The sequence below is a fragment of the Scrofimicrobium sp. R131 genome, from assembly GCF_040256745.1.
Classification (GTDB): domain Bacteria; phylum Actinomycetota; class Actinomycetes; order Actinomycetales; family Actinomycetaceae; genus Scrofimicrobium; species Scrofimicrobium appendicitidis.
Genome location: NZ_CP138335.1, coordinates 1,535,560 through 1,553,549, shown reverse-complemented (window position 1 = coordinate 1,553,549; position 17,990 = coordinate 1,535,560). Strand labels below are relative to the sequence as shown.

Here is a 17,990-nt window from a genome sequence, read left to right as displayed (position 1 = left end):
AAATGTGGTCAAGTGCTGGCAAACGTTGGGGGTTTGGGCTGGTTTGGGCCTTTTGGGCTGGGGTTTGCCAGGGTTTGGGTATGTTTGCCAGTTGCGGGTGTTGGCAAACGTGGTCAAGTGGTGGCAAACGTTGGGGATTTGGGCCGGTTTGGGCCCCTCGGGCTGGAGTTTTGCCAGGGTTTGGGTATGTTTGCCAACGTTTCGCACTGACCACCGGGCTCCAGGGCCGCCCCCACCTCGCGGGCCGCCCGCACGCCGCCCCCACCCCGCACCCCGCACGCCGCCCCCACCCCGCACCCCGCACGCCGCTCCAACCCCCACCCCGCGGGCCGCGCCGCGAGCACCAGCCCGCGGCGAGACGGCAAAAGCCGTACACTAGCGTGAGAAACAAGCTGATTTGGACCCCCGACGCAGGAGCAACCCATGCACTTGAAGACCCTCACTATCCGGGGTTTCAAGTCTTTTGCCACCGCCACCACCTTGCGCCTGGAACCCGGGATCACCTGCATTGTCGGTCCCAACGGGTCGGGCAAATCGAACGTGGTGGACGCGCTCACCTGGGTGATGGGGGAGCAGGGAGCCAAGTCGCTGCGCGGGGCCAACATGGCCGACGTGATTTTCGCTGGGACGGCCGCTCGACCGGCCCTTGGCCGCGCCCAGGTGGAGCTGACGATCGACAACTCTGACGGCCGCCTGCCCATTGACTACGCCGAAGTGACCATCGCCCGGACCCTTTTCCGCGGCGGTGGGTCTGAGTACACGATCAACGGTGCCTCCGCCCGCCTCCTCGACGTGCAGGAGCTCCTGTCCGACACGGGCATGGGCAAGCAGATGCACGTGATCGTAGGACAGGGCCAGTTGGATGCCGTCCTGCGGGCCACCCCGGAAGAGCGCCGCGAGTTCATCGACGAGGCGGCCGGCGTCCTGAAGCATCGGCGCCGCAAAGAGCGGGCCCTCCGCAAACTTGGCGCGATGGACGCGGACCTGCTCCGGGTGTTGGACCTGACCGAGGAAATCCGGCGACAGCTCCGCCCCCTCGCCCGCCAGGCCAAAGCGGCCCGGGCCGCAGCGGGCATTCAGGATCGGATTCAGCGCGCCCAGCTTCACCTGCTGGTGGATGACCTGCTCCAAACCGGCCGACGCCTCGAAGTTGACCAGCAGCAGGTCCGACGTCTGCGAGCCGACGAGGCCGCTCGGGAAGAGGCGGTGCACCGGTTGGACCGGGACCTCCGCGAAGTTGAGGAGGCGGCCAACGAGCTGGGCCGGCAATTGGAACAGGCCACCGAGTTGGCCCACCAGTTCGACTCGCTGCAAGAGCGCCTCCATTCGATTCTCACCCTGACCCAGGAGCGGCTGGCCCAGTTGGGGACCCCGGCGGCAGCGGTCAGCGAGGCGGCGGTGGCCCTGGCTGAGGAAAAGGCGGCCGAGGCGGAACGGGCCCGCGGAGAGCAGGCCGAGGTGGTGGAGCGCGCCCGTCAGGCAGTTGCGGCGGCCGAGTCTGAGCGCCGGGAGGTGGAGTCGCAGCAGGCCGAGCTGGCCCGCGAGATTCGCCAGGCCGAGCAGCAGGCCGCCCAGCGCCAAGCGGCCCTTCAACGGGTGCGTGAGCGGGAAATCCAAACCCGCTCGCGGGTGGCGGCCTTGCAGGAGGCCCTCGACGCGGCACGCCTGCGTTTCGACCAGGCCCGCGAGCGCCTGGTACAGGCCCAAACCCAGCTGAAGGCAGCCACTCCCGGCGCGCCCGACCAGGAGCAGCTGCCGCGGGTACGGGCGGAGCTGACCGAAGCCGATCTGGGGGTGGAGGCGGCCCGGGCCCAGCTTGAGCAAGCCCAGGATCAGCAGCGTGGCGCCCAGGCCGAACTGGCGCGCTGGCAGGCCAGGAGGGAGGCGCTGGGCCAGACGGTGGAATCTTCGGCCCGCGCACAGGCGCACGAAGCCTACCCGCTCCTGTTGCCGGCCGGGTCCGAGCAGCCGGCCCGGATGGATCAGCGACTGCGGGTCAGTCGCGGGTGGGAGAAGGCACTGAGCGCGCTGCTGTCCCAGTGGGAGCAGGCAGCGGTGATTGCCCCGTCCCCCCAGCCCGCCCAGGTGGTCGAGGCGGTGGGCGCCGCCTCCGCAGTGGCCGCCGTGTTCGCAGATAGTGCCCCCGCCCAGCCCGAGTCGGCCCCGCCCCGAGACGCGGACCAAGAGTGGTCGGCGCTCGAGGTGGTCCGGGCCGATCAGCTGCTGGCCCCCGCCTTGGCGGAGCTGCTGGCGGATGCCTGGGTGTGCGCCACGGTGGCGCAGGCCACCGAGTTACTGGCCGCCAATCCGCAGGCGCAACGGGTGGCCACCGCCGACGGCACCGTCCTCACCCGTCACAGTGTGCGCGGCCCCGACCAGTCGACCCCCTCGCTGCTGGAGTTACGCTCCCACTGGGAGGACGCGGGCGAGCGGGCGGAGGCGGCCCGGCGCGAGTTGGACCGGGCCACGGCCGCGGTTGCCTCGGCCCGGACGGCGCTCACCGACGCCACCGCGGCCCAGGCGGAACTGAAGACTCGGGTGCGGGCAGCCGAAGAGGAGCAGGCCCGCCTGGCCCGGGCCCACAGTCAGTTGGAGGCGCAGGTGGAGGCGGCCGCTGAGGCCCACACCCGGTCCGAGGCGGAGGTGAGCGCCGCCGGGGAACGCCTGGGAGTTGCCACCGAAGAGTTGGAGCGGGCGCAGGCCGATGCGGCGCGGGCTGCCGAGCCGGAGGTCCCCGATCCGCTGCCGGACCTGCGGAGCCAGGCGGACGCACTCACCCGGGCGCAGCAGCAGGCAGCCGCGGGCGAGTTGGAGGCAAAACTGGCTTTTGGCACCGCCCAGGAGCAGCTTCGAAGCGCCCAGCGCCAAGCCGATGCCTTCCGCAGCCGGTGGGAGCAGTTGCAGGTGGATCGGGCCCAGGGCCTGGAACAGGAAGAGCGACGCCAGCGCCGAGCTCAGCGGCTTGAGAGGTTGCGGCAACGCTCCCACGAGGCGCGCGAGCGGGCGCGGATTCATGCGCGTCAGGCCGCCGACGGGAGGGAACAGCTGTCCCAGCGGGTGGCGACCCTCCGATCTCAGCGTGAGGACCTGGCCGAACGGCTGGAACGCGAACGGTGGGAGCAGGTGGCGGTCAGTGAGGAGCGCCAGCAGGCCGAGGTGGCGATTGCGGGCACGAAGCTGCAGCATGACCGGGCTCGGGAAGAGTTGCTGGCCCAGGTTGAACTGGACCCCGAACACCCCGACCCCGACTCGCGCCTGGCGGAGCTGACCGAAACCTACGGCCCGCACCAGCCGGTGGTGGACGCGGAGGGCAACTCTGAGCCCTACGTGCGTGAGCGGGTCTCGGCCGAGTTGCAGGCCGCCCAGGCCGAGCTGGCCCGCCTCGGCGTGGTCAACCCGCTGGCGGTAAAAGAGTACGAAGCGCTGGAGGCGCGCCACCAGTTCCTGGTCGACCAGGTGGCTGACCTCCGCAAGTCCAAAGCCGACCTGCTGGCCATCATCAAAGAGGTGGACGAGCGGGTGCGCCTCGCGTTCCAGGAGGCGTTTGCCGACACGCAGGCCCGGTTCGCCCAGGTTTTCGCCACCCTGTTCCCCGGGGGGAAGGGGGAGCTCAGCCTGACCGACCCGGACGATCCGCTGACCACCGGGGTAGAGATTTACGCGCGCCCGGCCGGCAAGCGCGTCACCCGGCTTTCCCTCCTGTCCGGTGGGGAACGGTCGCTGGCGGCGCTGGCCTATTTGGTGGCGATCTTCCGGGCCCGGCCCTCGCCGTTCTACGTGATGGACGAGGTGGAGGCCGCCCTGGACGACCTCAACCTGTCGCGCGTCCTGCAGGTGATGGAGGAACTGCGGGCCGACAGTCAGCTGATCATGGTCACCCACCAGAAACGGACCATGGAAATTGCCGATGCACTCTACGGGGTCACCATGCGCGAGGGTATGACCAAGGTCGTCTCGCACAAGCTGTGACCTGGCTCCAACTGGGCGTCCCGTTCCGTGTCAACTCGCTCACACGGTTGGTAACAGTTTGAAAAAAGGGGTGTTTCGAACTCGGCGGGAACGTGAACCTGGGGCACCATGGGAGGCATGAGTACGGCATGGGGAATCGCATTGGTAACGTTGGTGATCGTTTTGTTGGCCGCTGCCGTCATCGTCATGTTGGCCCTGTCGCGCCACTCGCGGGACCAGTGGAAGTCGCGGGTTCGTCGGGCCTCGGCCGAGGTGCTGCACGGCGGGCCCAGCCCGGAAGTGCCGGTGGAGGCACGCCCGCGGCGGGTGGCCTTTGACGAGTTGTGGGCGGCCGAGTCGAAGCCCGGCTCAGCCTACTGGACTTTGCCCCAGATTCTGCCCGACCCGGATCGGAAGTCTGAGGGCGAGCCGGGGGCCGGCTCGACCGGGGCCCGGACCAAGCCGGAAGCGGACCCGAAGCCCGAGTCCGACGCTAATCCCCAAATTGCGCGGCGCAGCTCGCTGGCCGGGCGGGTCCCATCGCTCAAGCCCGTCGAGGGGTTCGCGCCCCAGGCTCCGCGCCTGACCCTGCCCGCGGACGGGCGCCACATCGCCTAGCTGTGTGAAAATCACTGTCCACAGGGGGTCGGTCCGGTTGGATCTGGCGGGCAGATGCGTAATGATTGTTAGATGACTTCAACCCCTGATTTGACGACAATTCTGCTGGCCGTCGTGGCGGTCATCGCGGTGATCGTGGTGGCCTACCTGATGGTTCGGGCGGTTCGACGCCGCGGGCAGTCCGGCCCGGCCGTCCCGCCCACCCCCACGGTGAGTGAGGCCCCGGAGACGCCGGAAGCCGAACCTGAGCGGGGACCGGAAGAGGCCCGAGGGCCGCCGGAGACCCAACTTGAAACCCCCGTCGAAGCCCCGGAAGTCCCCGAACTCGAGCGGCCGGAACCCGCGGCCACGCGGATGCAGCGCCTGCGGGCGCGCCTGGCGCGGTCGGGTGGCATCGGCAATGCTCTGCTGGCGGTCCTGTCCCGCGGAGAGCTGAAAGAGGCCGACTGGGAGGAAATCGAGGACACGCTACTGGTGGCCGACGTCGGGTTGCCGGCGGTAGAGGAAATCATGGCTGGCCTCCGCACCGAAATGAAGGTGCGCGGGTCGGTTGATCCCACCGAAGCTCGCCAGGTGCTGCGTGAGCAACTGCTGGCCCTGGTGGATCCGACCATGGATCGGTCGCTGCACCTAGATCGCGCCGGGGAAGACCCGGCGGCCATTCTGGTCGTCGGGGTCAACGGCACCGGCAAAACCACCACGGTCGGCAAGATGGCCCGCCTGCTGCGCGCCGAAGACAAGACGGTCCTGCTGGGGGCTGCCGACACTTTCCGGGCCGCCGCTGCCGAACAGCTGACCACCTGGGGTGACCGGGTGGGGGTCCAGGTGGTCCGATCTGACCGGGAGGGGGCAGACCCTGCCGCCGTCGCGTTCGAGGCGGTCGGCCGGGCCAAGGCCGAAGACCTGGACGTGGTCCTGGTGGACACCGCCGGGCGGCTGCAGAACAAAGCCACCCTGATGGATGAGCTGGGCAAGGTTAAGCGGGTGATGGAAAAGCAGGCCCCGGTCTCCGAGGTGCTGCTGGTGCTCGACGCCACCACCGGGCAAAACGGGCTGCGCCAAGCTCAGGTTTTTGCCGAGGCGGTAGGCATTACCGGGATCGTCCTGACCAAGTTGGACGGCTCGGCTAAAGGCGGGATTGTTATTTCCGTTCAGCGTGAGCTCGGGGTCCCGGTCAAACTGGTCGGGCTGGGGGAGGGTCCGGACGACCTGGCTCCCTTCGACCCCGACGCATTCGTCGACGCCATCTTGGGTCAAGACTAGGGTCGCGCGAACGGGTCGGTCCAGGGTTCAACTACCCGTAGACTTGACCACAGAGCTGCCACGGGACCTACCCGGGCCAACAGTGAAGGATCGTTGTGTTCAATAATCTCTCAGATCGCCTCAGTGCCTCATTCAAACGCCTGCGCGGAAAAGGGGTGCTTAGCGAAGCCGACGTTGACCAGACCGTAGCTGAAATCCGTCGGGCCCTGCTGGACGCGGACGTGGCGCTGCCGGTCGTTCGCGACTTCACGGCGCGGGTGCGGGAACAGGCCTACGGGGCTGCTCGCTCAGAGGCGCTCAATCCGGGCCAGCAGGTCGTCCGGATCGTCAACGATGAACTGATTGAGATGCTCGGCGGTCAGACCCGCGAGCTTCACTTTGCCCAGCGCGGACCCACGGTGTTCATGCTGGCCGGCCTGCAGGGCGCCGGTAAGACCACCCTGGCTGGGAAGCTGGGGAAGTGGCTCCGGGAGTCGGGCAAATCCGTCCTCCTGGTGGCCTCCGACCTGCAGCGGCCAAACGCCGTCACCCAGCTACAGATCGTGGGTGAGCGCGCCGGGGTGCAGGTGTGGGCTCCGGAACCGGGCAACGGCGTGGGCGACCCGGTTCAGGTTGCCCGCTCCGGGGTGAACCACGCGATTGAGAACGGCATCGATGTGGTCATCGTCGACACGGCCGGGCGGCTGGGCGTCGATGAAGAGATGATGGACCAGGCCCGGAGGATCCGCGATGCGGTCGAACCGCACGAGGTCATGTTCGTGCTCGACGCCATGGTCGGCCAGGACGCCGTCCAGACAGCCACCGCGTTCCGGGACGGCGTCGGCTTCACCGGGGTGGTGATCTCGAAGCTCGACGGCGACGCTCGCGGCGGGGCGGCACTGTCGGTCCGCGGGGTCACCGGGGCTCCGATCCTGTTCGCCTCCACCGGTGAGGGGCTGGACGACTTCGAGCGGTTCCACGCCGACCGGATGGCCGGGCGCATCCTCGACATGGGTGACATCCTCACCCTGATTGAGGAAGCTGAACGCAAGTTTGACCAGGCCGAAACCGAGAAAATGGCCCAGCGGGCCATGTCCGGTGAGCTGACCCTCGAAGACTTCCTGACGCAGTTGCAGCAGATGCGAAAACTGGGCTCAATGAAGAAGGTGCTGGGGATGCTCCCCGGGATGGGCCAAATGCGGGACCAGCTAGAGAACTTTGATGAGCGGGACGTCTCCCGGGTTGAGGCCATCGTCCGGTCGATGACCCCGGCGGAGCGGGCCGACGTGAAGCTGCTGAACGGGTCGCGCCGCCAGCGGATCGCCGCCGGTTCGGGCACCACGGTGACCGAGGTCAACCAGTTGGTCAAACGCTTCGAAGGCGCCAAGCAGATGATGAAGCAGATGGGGTCGGGCGGGGCTCCGGGAATGCCGAACCTCCAGGGTCTGGCCGGCATGGGTGGACCCGGCAAGAAGACTCGGGCCCGCCAGCAAGCCCAACAGGCTGCCGCTCGGAAGAAGAAGATCGCCAAGAAGGCGCGCTCTGGAAATCCGGCCAAGCGGCGCCAGCAGGAACTCGAAGCAATGCTGCCCCAAGATCAACGTCCGGAAACTGCCGCCCAGCCGGGCGCCGCATTCGGACTCACCCAGCCGGCGCCAGCCGCTCGGCCGACCATGGATGACCTGCCGGAGGACATTCGCCGACTGATGGGTGGACGATGAAACCGGTAACCGGCTGGGTCTACTGGCGCGGTCAGGAGGCCAAGTATCCTTCGTGGCAGTTCGGCCAGTTAGAGGCGGATCCCAAAGGCGGCCTAAAGTTCACGGCTGAAGCTGACCGACCTGGTGAGCATCCCCGCCAGTGGATCATCCCCGGGCTGGTGGATGCGCACAACCACCTGCAGATCGGTGGGGACGGCCCGGTTAGCGAGGAAGTCGCGCTGGACCGCGCCATTCAAGAGCTGTCTTCCGGGGTCCTGGCTCTTCGGGACCTGGGAAACCCACACGAATCCCCGGCCCATCACCTGGCTCGGGCCCCGCGGCTGGTCACGGCCGGGCGCCACCTGGCTCGACCCAAACGCTACCTGCCCGGACTGGCACTCGAAGTTGAGGACCAGGCGGACCTGCCCGCCGCCGTCGCGCAGCAGGTGCAGGCGGGAAACCCCTGGGTGAAACTGGTGGGCGACTGGATTGACCGCTCCCGCGGGTCCGAGGCGGACCTGGACCCACTGTGGGACCGGGCGGTGCTGATCGACGCGGTCCAAACCGCCCACGAGCTGGGGGCGCGGGTGGCCGTTCACGTCTTTGGCCGGAGCGCACTCGACGACCTGTTCGAGGCGGGGGTGGACTCAATTGAGCACGGCACCGGCATGACCTGGGAGCACTGCCAGGAAGCTGCCGCTCGCGGCATCACCGTCACGCCCACGCTCGGCCAGGTGGAGCTGTTCCCCCAGTTTGCGGGGGCGGCCACCCGCTACCCGAACTACGCCCAGACCATGATCAACCTCTACCAAAACTGGCGCACCTGGTGGGCCAACCTGGTGGAGGCGCGGGTGCAACTGCTCCCCGGCTCCGACGCGGGCGGATACCAGCCGCACGGCCAGCTGTTCCGGGAACTGTACCGGTGGGAGGGCGCCGGACTGGACGCCACCACGATCATTGACTATGCCACCTGGCAGGCCCGCGACTTCCTCGGCTTCGACTCGCTGTCCACCGGAGCCCCGGCGGACTTCCTGGTTCTGCGCGACGACCCGATGGTGGAACTGACCGTGCTGGGGGAGCCGCTGCGGATCGTCTTCGACGGTCAGGACGTGTAGCCCCCGTCGACCAACCCGGCCTCCCCTTCGTACCGGTTGCGGTTCGGGTCGCGTCCAGCCAGCCAGTAGCGCAGTGGAAATGACAGGCCGTACCGCTCCCACTGGCGGGCGTGCACCGCCTCGTGTCTGAGCAGGGCCGCCCCCGGAGCCGGCCCGGTCAGGAAGCACCGACCCACACACACCCCGCCGCGCGGATAGAGGCGCGGGGGAAGTCCCCGGTGGACCCACAGGCCACGTTCGTGTCGGACCCGTCCTTGCCCCCAGGCCCACCCCCAGATGAAACCGATCCGGGTGGCCAGACGCAGTCCCCTCGGCTCGCTTGCTGTGCCCATCCCCACAGTTTAGGCGGCTCGGGTGCCAGCAGGCAGTGGCCGCGGTCCGAGGCGGGAAATCCCGGCTATACTCTGGGGAGCCTGATGTTCTCGCGCCAGCCAGGTGCGACAGCCAAAAATAAGGAGTGAACGTGGCTAATAGTTCTCGTTTGGACGCCGTTATCAGCCTTGCCAAGCGGCGGGGATTCGTCTATCCGTGTGGGGAAATCTACGGGGGAACCCGCTCCGCGTGGGATTACGGTCCGCTGGGGGTGGAGCTCAAAGAGAACATCAAACGCCAGTGGTGGGCCCGGAATGTGCGCGAACGCGAAGACGTGGTCGGGCTGGATTCCTCCATTATTTTGCCGCGCCAAGTCTGGGAAGCTTCCGGCCACGTGCAGGCGTTCACCGATCCGCTGATCGAATGCCAGACCTGCCATCACCGGTTCCGCCAGGACCAGCTGATCGAAGAGTTCGCCGAGAAGAACGAGGTGGATGAGGCCACGGTCGCGATGACGGAGATCTCCTGCCCCGACTGTGGCACCCGCGGCAACTGGACCGAACCGAAAGCGTTCTCCGGCCTGCTGAAGACCTACCTGGGGCCGGTCGATGACGAGTCCGGTTTGCACTTCCTGCGCCCGGAAACCGCCCAGGGCATCTTCGTCAACTTCTCCAACGTGATGACTTCGGCGCGGAAGAAGCCTCCGTTCGGCATTGCCCAGATCGGCAAGTCTTTCCGCAACGAGATTACCCCCGGCAACTTCATCTTCCGCACCCGTGAGTTTGAGCAGATGGAGCTGGAGTTCTTCGTTGAGCCCGGCACGGACGAAGAGTGGCACCAGTACTGGATCGACGAGCGCCTCGCCTGGTACACGGACCTGGGGATCAACCCGGAGCACCTGCGTCTGTACGAACACCCGCAAGAGAAGCTGTCCCACTACTCCAAGCGGACCGTCGACATTGAGTACACCTTCGGCTTCCAGGGTTCCCTCTGGGGCGAACTGGAGGGGATCGCCAACCGGACCGGCTACGACTTGGGCGTGCACTCGGAAGCTTCCGGGGCCAAGCTGGACTACTTTGACCAGCAGGCCAACGAGCGCTGGACCCCCTGGGTGATCGAGCCGTCGGCCGGGCTGACCCGCTCCCTGATGGCCTTCCTGGTGGAGGCCTACCAGGAGGACGAGGCGCCCAACACCAAGGGTGGGGTGGACAAGCGGGTGGTGCTTCGCCTCGACCCGCGCCTGGCTCCGGTGAAGGTGGCCGTGCTGCCGCTGTCGCGGAAGGAAGAGCTGGTGGGCCCGGCCAAGGAACTGGCGGCCTCCCTGCGTAAACTCTGGAACGTGGAGTACGACGACGCGGGTGCGGTCGGCCGGCGCTATCGCCGCCAGGACGAGATCGGCACCCCCTACTGCATCACCTACGACTTCGATTCCGTCGAGGATCAGTCGGTCACCATTCGTGACCGCGACACGATGGAGCAGGTCCGGATTCCCGTTCCCGAGGTGCGAGCTTGGCTGCTGGATCGCCTGGACGTGGCCCGCTAGTCCACCTGGGGCCGCTGAACCTGTGGTCGCCGGTTATCCTCGCCCCGATGGCGGGGGTAACCGACCTGCCGTTCCGGCGCCTGTGCCGCGAGTTTGGGGAGCGGCCCCTGGACCCCGGCCAGCTGTCCACGGCCGAGGCCGGAAAGGATGCCCCCGCGGGCCTCTACGTGATGGAGATGGTCACCGCTCGGGCGCTGGTTGAGGGGAACCGGGAAACGTGGCGGATGTTGGAGCCGGACCCGGACGAGCGGGTGCGCTCGGTTCAGCTGTACGGCACCAACCCCGCCACCATGGCCGAGGCGGCCCGGCTGCTCGTTGACCGGCACCTGGCCGATCACCTGGACATGAATTTCGGGTGCCCGGTCCCCAAAGTGACCAAACGCGGCGGGGGCGCTGCCCTGCCGTGGAAACTGGACCTGTACCGCGATATTGTCACCGGGGTGGTCCGGGAAGCCGACCGCCGCGGCATTCCCGTCACGGTGAAAATGCGGATCGGCATCGACGATGACCACGTGACCGTGTTCGAGGCTGCCCGGATTGCTCAGGCGGCCGGGGTGGTGGCCGTGGGCCTGCACGCCCGGACACAGGAGCAGTACTATTCGGGTCACGCCCGGTGGGAATGGATCGCCCGGTTGAAGGAACAGCTGAAGGTTCCGGTCCTGGGAAACGGTGACATCTTCAGTGCCCAGGACGCCCGCGAGATGATGGCCCAAACCGGGTGCGACGCGGTCGTGATTGGCCGGGGCTGCCAAGGCAGACCGTGGCTGTTTGAGGAAATCGTGGCCGACCTGTGGGACCGGCCCGCCCCCACGCCTCCCAACCTCGGCCAGGTTTGCCGGGTGATTGAGCGCCACGCGGACCTGATGGTTCAGACCCTGGGGGAGGAACTGCGGGCCATGCGGGAGATGCGCAAACATCTGGGCTGGTACCTGCGCGGTTTCTCCGTTGGCGGTGCCACCCGGCAGCAGTTGGGACTGGTTTCCACCCGCGCGGAGCTGAGCACCATTTTGGCCACCCTAAACGCTGAGGAACCGTTTCCCGAGGTGGCGGCGGGCCCGCGGGGCCGGGCGGGCAAAGCCAAGCGCCCGCACCTACCTGATGGGTGGCTCTCCACCCGCACCGTCAGCGAGCAGGAGAAAGCCCTGCTCCACCTGGCTGAGGCCGATGGAGGTTCCGGTGGTTAATCCGATCAGTTTGGGGCGCGCAGGCGTCCACCCCGTGCAGTTGGGACCCGGCCACCTGGTGGTCGCGGTGCCGGTGCTGGCATCCACCTCCGCTGAAGCCTATCGGCAGTGGTGCCATGCCGCCGACCGGGGCGCCGACCTGGTGGAGTGGCGCCTGGATCCGCTGCTGACCTCCGGCGAGGCCGAGCGGGCCTTCGCGGTGGCTCCCAGCTGGCGCGAACAGGAGTCCTGTCCGGTGCTGGTGACCGTCCGCACTGCGGCGGAGGGGGGAGATTGGTCCGCCGTCCCGGGGGAGTACCTGGACTGGGTCGAGCGCGCCGGCACCTGGGCCGATGCGGTGGACATCGAGTTGGCTACCCCCGCGGTGGGGGAACTGGTTGACCGGTCCCACCAGCAGGGAGCCCGGGTGGTTCTGTCCCGCCACGTGCTGGCAGGTTCGGTCGACCCAGGGGAACTGCAGGCCACCTTGGAGCAGATGGTCACGCTGGGGGCGGACGTGGTCAAGGTCGCCTGGCAGGTGCAAAGCCGGCTTGACGTGGACCAGATCCTGGCGGCTCAGCGGTGGGCCGCGGAGACACTGCCGGTCCCAGCCGTGATCATTGGGATGGGCCCGGCCGGGCAGGCGACCCGACGCGGGCAGGCGGCGAGGCTCAGCGCCTTCACCTTCGGGGTGGGGGCGGTCGAAAGTGCCCCCGGGCAGCTGAGCATAGCGGAGCTTCGCGCTGCGGACCTGGCCTTGGGTGACGAGGGGGAGCCGAGCCGGGCGTAGGCGCGCCAGGTTGCCGGCCGACGGCCTAGCGGTAGGCCAGCGGGTTGTGCGGGTTGGCGGGCGCCGGCTCAAACCAGGCGCAGGTGTCCGGCTGGATCACCGTGTGGGTGGCATCGGAGAAGACGAACCCGTCCGAATAGAGCAGCGGCAGGTGCTTGGCTGGCACCGCCACCGGTTCGCTGGAGGCGTTTAGCACCACCATGATGTGGCCGCTCAAATGCACCGACACCCCCGGGTGGGCCCACGAAATGTCGTCGATTAGCGCCAGGTTGGAATGCGACAAATGTTTGCGTTCACGCAGGGTGAGGATCCGCGTGGTCAGGTCGTGCTGGTAGCGGGACTGGGGATCGTTCGCCAGGGACAGGCGGAGCTGGGGTCGGGAGCCCTCCTCCACCTCCACCTGTCCGCCGGCGCTGACAAATGGAAGGTAGAGAGCCCCGGGGAGCGAACTGACGAAGGTTAGGAACGCGTTCACCCGGCCGATGGGAGCCCCGTCAGCCCAGGAACCAGGATTGGGCGTCCGTGCGTCGGCGCCCTCGGCGGCCGGATTGAAGGCGGGTCGCCACGCCACGGTCTGGCCCAGGGGTGCCCGGCTCGAATAGGCTTTGGCCACCCGTTTGCGCAGTTCTGACGCATCCCACGGGGCCTGCAGCAGCGAGTCGTCGCGCAGGTGGTGGAACCAGTCCTCCTGGACGTGGTGTTCGAAGAATTCCGGGTGGGCGACGGACGCCTCGGCGGTGAGGATCACGGTGGAGTCGAGGCTGGCCACCTCGGCCAGCTGGCGGTTCACGGTTTCGGTAAACTGGCGGATCCGATCCTCGCGGTGGGGTCGAGCCGGATCGTCGTCAATCAGGCCCAAGTCCACCCCGTCCACTCCGGCTCCCATCAGCACCCGGGTCCGCTCGATCAGCGTGTCCGGGTCGTTGTCCAGTTCGACCGGTGGCGGCGAATCCTGCGGTGAGACCGTGGCGGCGTCAGAGCGGACCCGGACCAGGATTTTCAGCTGAGCCGCGTGCGTGGCTTTGACCAGCTTGGCAATGTAGTCGCGTTGGGGATTCAGATCGGGCAGCGATAGGCGCAGTAGAATTGCCGAAAAGCCCATCCGCCGAATTGCTGGCAGCAGCCCAATCAAGCCCAGCAGATCGGCCGGGCCGTATGCGCCCGGAAGGTCGCAAACAGCGGCGGTATTCCACCACGACGTCACTCCGCGTTCGCCCCGATAAATCTGGCGAGTCAGAGTCGACGTATTGGTTTCCTTCAGATTGGAATCAATCACGGTCGGATCTCTCGTCAAAAATGCAGCTGATTGTCAGCTTTTCCTTAACTCATATTAGCCTAGGGGAGTGGATCGTGAACTAGCTGACTGGCACCTGCCCCTCTACGGCGACTTCGATCAGGAACGGTTCGTCACCGAGCCGCCCAAGGCGCCGACCCGCACGCCGTTTGAGCGGGATCGGGCTCGGATTCTGCACTCTTCGGCCCTGCGCCGCCTCGGCACGAAAACCCAGGTGTTGGGCCCGGCCTCAGACGATTTTGTCCGCACCCGGCTGACCCATTCGCTGGAGGTAGCCCAGGTGGGCCGCGGAATCGGAGCGGAGCTGGGATGCGATCCGGACATTGTGGATGCCGCCTGTTTGGCACACGATTTGGGGCATCCACCTTTTGGACATAACGGGGAACGGGCCCTGAATGAGGCTGCGGCCGACGCCGGCGGGTTCGAGGGCAACGCCCAGACGTTTCGTCTGGTAGTTCGGCTTGAACCCAAGGTAATTTCCGGTGATCTGCGGGCGGGGCTGAACCTGACCCGCGCCACCCTGGACGCGATCTGCAAGTATCCGTGGGCCCGCGGCGAAGGTCCTAATTTGGAAAAGTCACAGCGGAAGTATTCCGTCTACAGTGACGATCGGCCCGTATTTGATTGGCTCCGCCAGCACGCCCCGGAAGGTCGTCGGTGCCTGGAGGCCCAGGTGATGGACTACTCGGACGACATTGCCTACTCGGTGCACGACTTGGAGGACGCGGTGGTGACCGGTCGGGCCAAGTTGCCGGCGCTGCGCGACCCGGGCCGCCTCCGCCAGGTGCTGGCTGACACGATCGACTGGTACGGCGCCTCGTTCTCCGAGGATGAGCTGGCCGATGCCGCCCGTCGCCTGATTGAGCTGCCCTACTGGCCCGAGGACTTCGTCCCCACCTATCAGGGCAACGCTGCGATGAAGGACCTGACCAGCCAGTTGATTGGCCGGTTCTGCGGGGAAGCGGTGGCGGCCACCCGGGGCCAGTACGGATCGGAGCCGCTCGGCCGCTACCGGGCAAACCTGGTGACGCCGCGGGAGGTCCTGGCCGAAATCCAGTTCCTCAAAGGGGTAGCGGTCTCCTTCGTGATGAGCCCGCGTGAACACGATCCGCGCTACTACCAGCAGCGCACGATTGTGCTGGACCTGGTGGAAGCGTTGATGGAGGCGGGCCCAACCGAGCTGGAACCACAGTTTGCTCAAGAGTGGGAGTCTGCCACCAACCACGCCGGTCACCTGCGGGCAGTGGTCGATCAGGTGGCCAGCCTGACCGACCGTTCCGCCGTCCAGTGGCACGCACGCCTGTGCGGCATGCTGTCCTCGCTGCTCTAGGGTCGGCTGCGGGCGAACAGGCGTTTCTTCCTCGCGGTCTCCGTGCTGGACAAATGCACGTACAATGTCCCCATGGCGGGTTTGATTAGGCGTGAGGACATTGAAGAGGTCCGGAACCGCACCCGCATTGAAGAGGTGGTGGGAGAGCAGGTCACGCTGCGCCCGGCCGGGGTCGGCTCACTGAAGGGTCTGTGCCCATTCCACGAGGAACGCACGCCTTCGTTTCATGTCCGCCCCCAACTGGGCCTGTGGCACTGCTTTGGCTGCGGTGAGGGCGGCGACGCCATCGCGTTCGTGCAGCGGATCAACCATTTGGACTTTGCCGAAGCAGTCGAGTTCCTGGCCGAAAAAGTCGGGGTCACCCTGCGCTACGAGGGTGGGGGCAACCGCCGGCGGACAGAGGAGCCGGGCCGGCGCCAGCGGCTGCTGGAAGCTCACCGCAATGCGGAGGACTTCTACCGCGAGCAGCTGCAGACTCCGGGGGCGGCCGTTGGACGCCAGTTCTTGGCGGAGCGCGGCTTCGACCAGGCGGCGGCTGACCGGTTCGGGGTCGGCTATTCGCCGGCCTCGTGGGACGGGCTCACCCGCCACCTGCGCGGGCGCGGTTTCACCGACCAGGAGCTGATCACCGCCGGGTTGGCCGTGCAGGGGAACCGGGGACTGTACGACCGGTTCCGCAATCGGCTGATGTGGCCGATCCGCGACCTGACCGGGGCCACCATCGGTTTTGGGGCGCGCAAACTCGACGAGGAGCCCGACTCGCCCAAGTATTTGAACACCCCGGAAACGCCGATCTACCGCAAATCTCACGTGCTGTACGGCCTGGACCTGGCCAAGCAGGACATTGTTCGTCAACGCCGGATCGTGGTAGTGGAAGGCTACACCGATGTGATGGCCGCCCACCTGGCCGGGGAGACGGTCGCGGTGGCCACCTGCGGCACCGCATTTGGCTCCGACCACGTGCAGTTGGTCCGGCGCCTGCTGGGTGATGAGGCGGACCCGGCTGCGGGCGTGGTCCTCACCTCCGGCCGGGCCCGCGGCGGGGAAATCATCTTCACCTTCGACGGGGACGAGGCGGGAAAGGCCGCGGCGCGGAAGGTCTACGTGGAGGACCAGAAGTTTGCCGCCCAGACATTTGTCGCGATTGAGCCCCACGGGTGGGATCCGTGCGACCTGCGCCAGCGCCGCGGGGATGAGGCGGTCCGCCAGCTGATCGAGTCGCGCGTTCCCCTGTTTGAGTTCGTGCTGCGTTCCGTCCTGGCCCAACTGGACCTTGACACGGCTGAGGGCCGGGTCGCTGCCGTCCGGGCGGGCGCCCCAGTGCTGGCCGGAATCAAAGATATTGCTTTGCGCCAAGAGTACGTGCGCCAGTTTGCGGGCTGGGTGGGGGTGGAAATGTCCCGCGTTTCCGGGGCGATCCGGAACGTCGGTCGGCCCCGCCCGGCAGCTGGGATCGCCAGTCCGGCGGTGCCTTCCAACGACCCGGTGGTTCGGATGGAGCGCCAGGCGCTGGAAGCCCTGCTGCAGCGGCCCCTGGACGTAGTGGGGATGGGCTTTGAGCTGCTCAGCCCGGAAAGCTTTTCCCTGCCCATTCACCGGGCGGTGCACGAGGCGATTCTGGCGGCCGGGGGACTGGACCGGTACCTGGATTTCCTGGCTGCGGCCGAACAGGAAGTCGGGATGGGGGAACAGTCAGTTTCCCTGGCGACCCGGCGCTGGATTGAGGAGATCCGCAGTGGGGCCGGCCCGCAGGTTTCCGAGGTGATTCGCCAGCTGGCGGTCGCCCCACTGGCCCAGGACGACGCCTCGTCGGTGCGGGACTACGCGGTCGGGCTGATGCGGGCTTTGGTCCGCCTGGAGTTGACGCGGCGGGTGGCGGCTCTGCGTCTTCGGCTGGGCCGGCTCGACCCCTCAGACCCCGACTACGAGGAGATTTTTGCCGAGCTGGTCGAGCTCGACTCCCAGCGCCGCGAATATGCGGACCACTCCGGATAGGCTGGAGCGGTAGCAGTCCGGTTCGTTGACCGGGCTGAGACAGATCCAAGGAGGGAGAACACAATGGCCGATCACACGGTTCCCACGGTAAAGCTCAACAACGGTGTCGAAATTCCCCAGCTGGGTTTCGGGGTGTTCAAGGTGCCCGATGACGTCACCACGTCGGTGGTGCTGGAGGCCATTGGGGCCGGCTACCGTTCGATTGACACCGCCGCCGTCTACGGAAACGAGGCGGGGGTGGGTCGAGCCCTGGCCCAAACAGAGGTCCCGCGCGAGGACCTGTTCATCACCTCAAAACTGTGGAACGACGATCAGGGATACGAATCGGCTTTCAAAGCTTTCGACCTGACGATGGAAAAGCTCGGTCTGGACTACCTGGACCTGTACCTGATCCACTGGCCCACCCCCGAGCGCGGGCTGTATGAGCAGACTTGGCGCGCCCTGGAAGAGTTGTACGCCCAAAAGCGGGTGCGGGCGATCGGGGTCTCCAACTTCCAGCCCGCCCACCTGGACCGGCTGATTGCCGGCTCGAATGTGGTGCCGGCCGTGAACCAAATAGAGATCCATCCCGCCCTGCAGAACCGGGAGGCCATTGCCGCCAACGTGAAGCACGGGATTGCCACCGAAGCGTGGAGTCCGCTGGCGAAAGGCGAAGTGCTGGCCGAGCCGATCATCTTGGATTTGGCGGCCCGGCACGGCAAATCTCCCGCGCAAATTGTCCTGCGCTGGCACCTCCAGGCGGGACGAATCGTGATTCCGAAGTCCGTCACCCCGTCGCGAATCGCCGAGAATATCGACGTGTTCGACTTTGAGCTGACCGATGCCGACCTGAAGCAGATTGATTCTCTGGAGCGCGACTATCGGACCGGGCCCCACCCTGACCGGTTCAACTGAACCGGCCGGGCCAACCCCCAGACCCCCTCTCCACCTCGTCAAAGGA

13 protein-coding genes are annotated in these 17,990 nt (G+C 67.1%); 11 read left to right on the top strand and 2 right to left on the bottom strand.

Going from position 1 to position 17,990, the window contains the following annotated elements; genetic code table 11:
* Window positions 1–423: 423 nt before the first annotated feature.
* The 5 genes from smc (at window position 424) to SAC06_RS07245 (ending at window position 8,623) form a co-directional block, all read left to right on the top strand.
* The gene (gene smc, locus SAC06_RS07265) at window positions 424–3,969 is read left to right on the top strand and encodes a chromosome segregation protein SMC (RefSeq protein ID WP_350257640.1); all 3,546 of its coding nucleotides are present in this window, start codon (window positions 424–426) and stop codon (window positions 3,967–3,969) included.
* 117 nt (window positions 3,970–4,086) lie between these two features.
* The gene (locus tag SAC06_RS07260; RefSeq protein ID WP_350257639.1) at window positions 4,087–4,566 is read left to right on the top strand and encodes a hypothetical protein; all 480 of its coding nucleotides are present in this window, start codon (window positions 4,087–4,089) and stop codon (window positions 4,564–4,566) included.
* A 72-nt stretch (window positions 4,567–4,638) separates the two neighbouring features.
* A complete protein-coding gene (gene ftsY, locus SAC06_RS07255; RefSeq protein WP_350257638.1) occupies window positions 4,639–5,829 on the top strand; it encodes a signal recognition particle-docking protein FtsY in 1,191 nt (396 codons plus the stop codon).
* A 95-nt stretch (window positions 5,830–5,924) separates the two neighbouring features.
* On the top strand, window positions 5,925–7,529 hold the full coding sequence (gene ffh, locus SAC06_RS07250) for a signal recognition particle protein (protein ID WP_350257637.1): 1,605 nt from the start codon (window positions 5,925–5,927) through the stop codon (window positions 7,527–7,529).
* Entirely contained in the window at window positions 7,526–8,623 is a 1,098-nt protein-coding gene (locus SAC06_RS07245) for an amidohydrolase family protein (RefSeq protein WP_350257636.1), read from the top strand. Before ffh ends, SAC06_RS07245 begins: the two co-directional genes overlap by 4 nt.
* Here SAC06_RS07245 and SAC06_RS07240 read toward each other — a convergent pair.
* On the bottom strand, window positions 8,611–8,955 hold the full coding sequence (locus SAC06_RS07240; protein WP_350257635.1) for a hypothetical protein: 345 nt from the start codon (window positions 8,953–8,955) through the stop codon (window positions 8,611–8,613). The two genes, SAC06_RS07245 and SAC06_RS07240, sit on opposite strands and share 13 nt — an antisense overlap.
* Window positions 8,956–9,086: 131 nt before the next feature.
* Here SAC06_RS07240 and SAC06_RS07235 point away from each other — a divergent pair, with 131 nt between their 5' ends.
* Genes SAC06_RS07235 through SAC06_RS07225 form a run of 3 tightly spaced genes read left to right on the top strand, consistent with a single transcriptional unit; the run spans window position 9,087 to window position 12,431 of the window.
* Window positions 9,087–10,478, top strand: a complete 1,392-nt coding sequence (locus SAC06_RS07235) for a glycine--tRNA ligase (protein WP_350257634.1) — start codon at window positions 9,087–9,089, stop codon at window positions 10,476–10,478.
* A 5-nt stretch (window positions 10,479–10,483) separates the two neighbouring features.
* A complete protein-coding gene (dusB, locus tag SAC06_RS07230; RefSeq protein ID WP_350259171.1) occupies window positions 10,484–11,662 on the top strand; it encodes a tRNA dihydrouridine synthase DusB in 1,179 nt (392 codons plus the stop codon).
* Entirely contained in the window at window positions 11,655–12,431 is a 777-nt protein-coding gene (locus tag SAC06_RS07225; protein WP_350257633.1) for a type I 3-dehydroquinate dehydratase, read from the top strand. Before dusB ends, SAC06_RS07225 begins: the two co-directional genes overlap by 8 nt.
* A 25-nt stretch (window positions 12,432–12,456) precedes the next feature.
* Here the strand turns inward: SAC06_RS07225 and SAC06_RS07220 are convergent, their stop codons facing one another.
* Window positions 12,457–13,707 (bottom strand): hypothetical protein, encoded by a 1,251-nt coding sequence (locus SAC06_RS07220; RefSeq protein ID WP_350257632.1) that lies wholly within the window; start codon window positions 13,705–13,707, stop codon window positions 12,457–12,459.
* 67 nt (window positions 13,708–13,774) lie between these two features.
* Here SAC06_RS07220 and SAC06_RS07215 point away from each other — a divergent pair, with 67 nt between their 5' ends.
* The 3 genes from SAC06_RS07215 (at window position 13,775) to SAC06_RS07205 (ending at window position 17,944) form a co-directional block, all read left to right on the top strand.
* Window positions 13,775–15,055 carry a deoxyguanosinetriphosphate triphosphohydrolase gene (locus SAC06_RS07215; RefSeq protein ID WP_350257631.1) on the top strand — a complete coding sequence of 427 codons (1,281 nt, stop codon included), beginning with the start codon at window positions 13,775–13,777 and terminating at the stop codon, window positions 15,053–15,055.
* A gap of 72 nt (window positions 15,056–15,127) precedes the next feature.
* Window positions 15,128–17,050 (top strand): DNA primase, encoded by a 1,923-nt coding sequence (gene dnaG, locus SAC06_RS07210; protein ID WP_350257630.1) that lies wholly within the window; start codon window positions 15,128–15,130, stop codon window positions 17,048–17,050.
* A 63-nt stretch (window positions 17,051–17,113) separates the two neighbouring features.
* A complete protein-coding gene (locus SAC06_RS07205; RefSeq protein ID WP_350257629.1) occupies window positions 17,114–17,944 on the top strand; it encodes an aldo/keto reductase in 831 nt (276 codons plus the stop codon).
* Window positions 17,945–17,990: the final 46 nt, after the last annotated feature.

Bases quoted from the DNA above. Each gene is read 5' to 3' on its own strand.
- dnaG (WP_350257630.1), top strand. From the start codon at position 15,128: ATGGCGGGTTTGATTAGGCGTGAGGACATTGAAGAGGTCCGGAACCGC.
- SAC06_RS07245 (WP_350257636.1), top strand. From the start codon at position 7,526: ATGAAACCGGTAACCGGCTGGGTCTACTGGCGCGGTCAGGAGGCCAAG.
- SAC06_RS07260 (WP_350257639.1), top strand. From the start codon at position 4,087: ATGAGTACGGCATGGGGAATCGCATTGGTAACGTTGGTGATCGTTTTG.
- SAC06_RS07240 (WP_350257635.1), bottom strand. From the start codon at position 8,955: ATGGGCACAGCAAGCGAGCCGAGGGGACTGCGTCTGGCCACCCGGATC.
- smc (WP_350257640.1), top strand. From the start codon at position 424: ATGCACTTGAAGACCCTCACTATCCGGGGTTTCAAGTCTTTTGCCACC.
- SAC06_RS07205 (WP_350257629.1), top strand. From the start codon at position 17,114: ATGGCCGATCACACGGTTCCCACGGTAAAGCTCAACAACGGTGTCGAA.
- ftsY (WP_350257638.1), top strand. From the start codon at position 4,639: ATGACTTCAACCCCTGATTTGACGACAATTCTGCTGGCCGTCGTGGCG.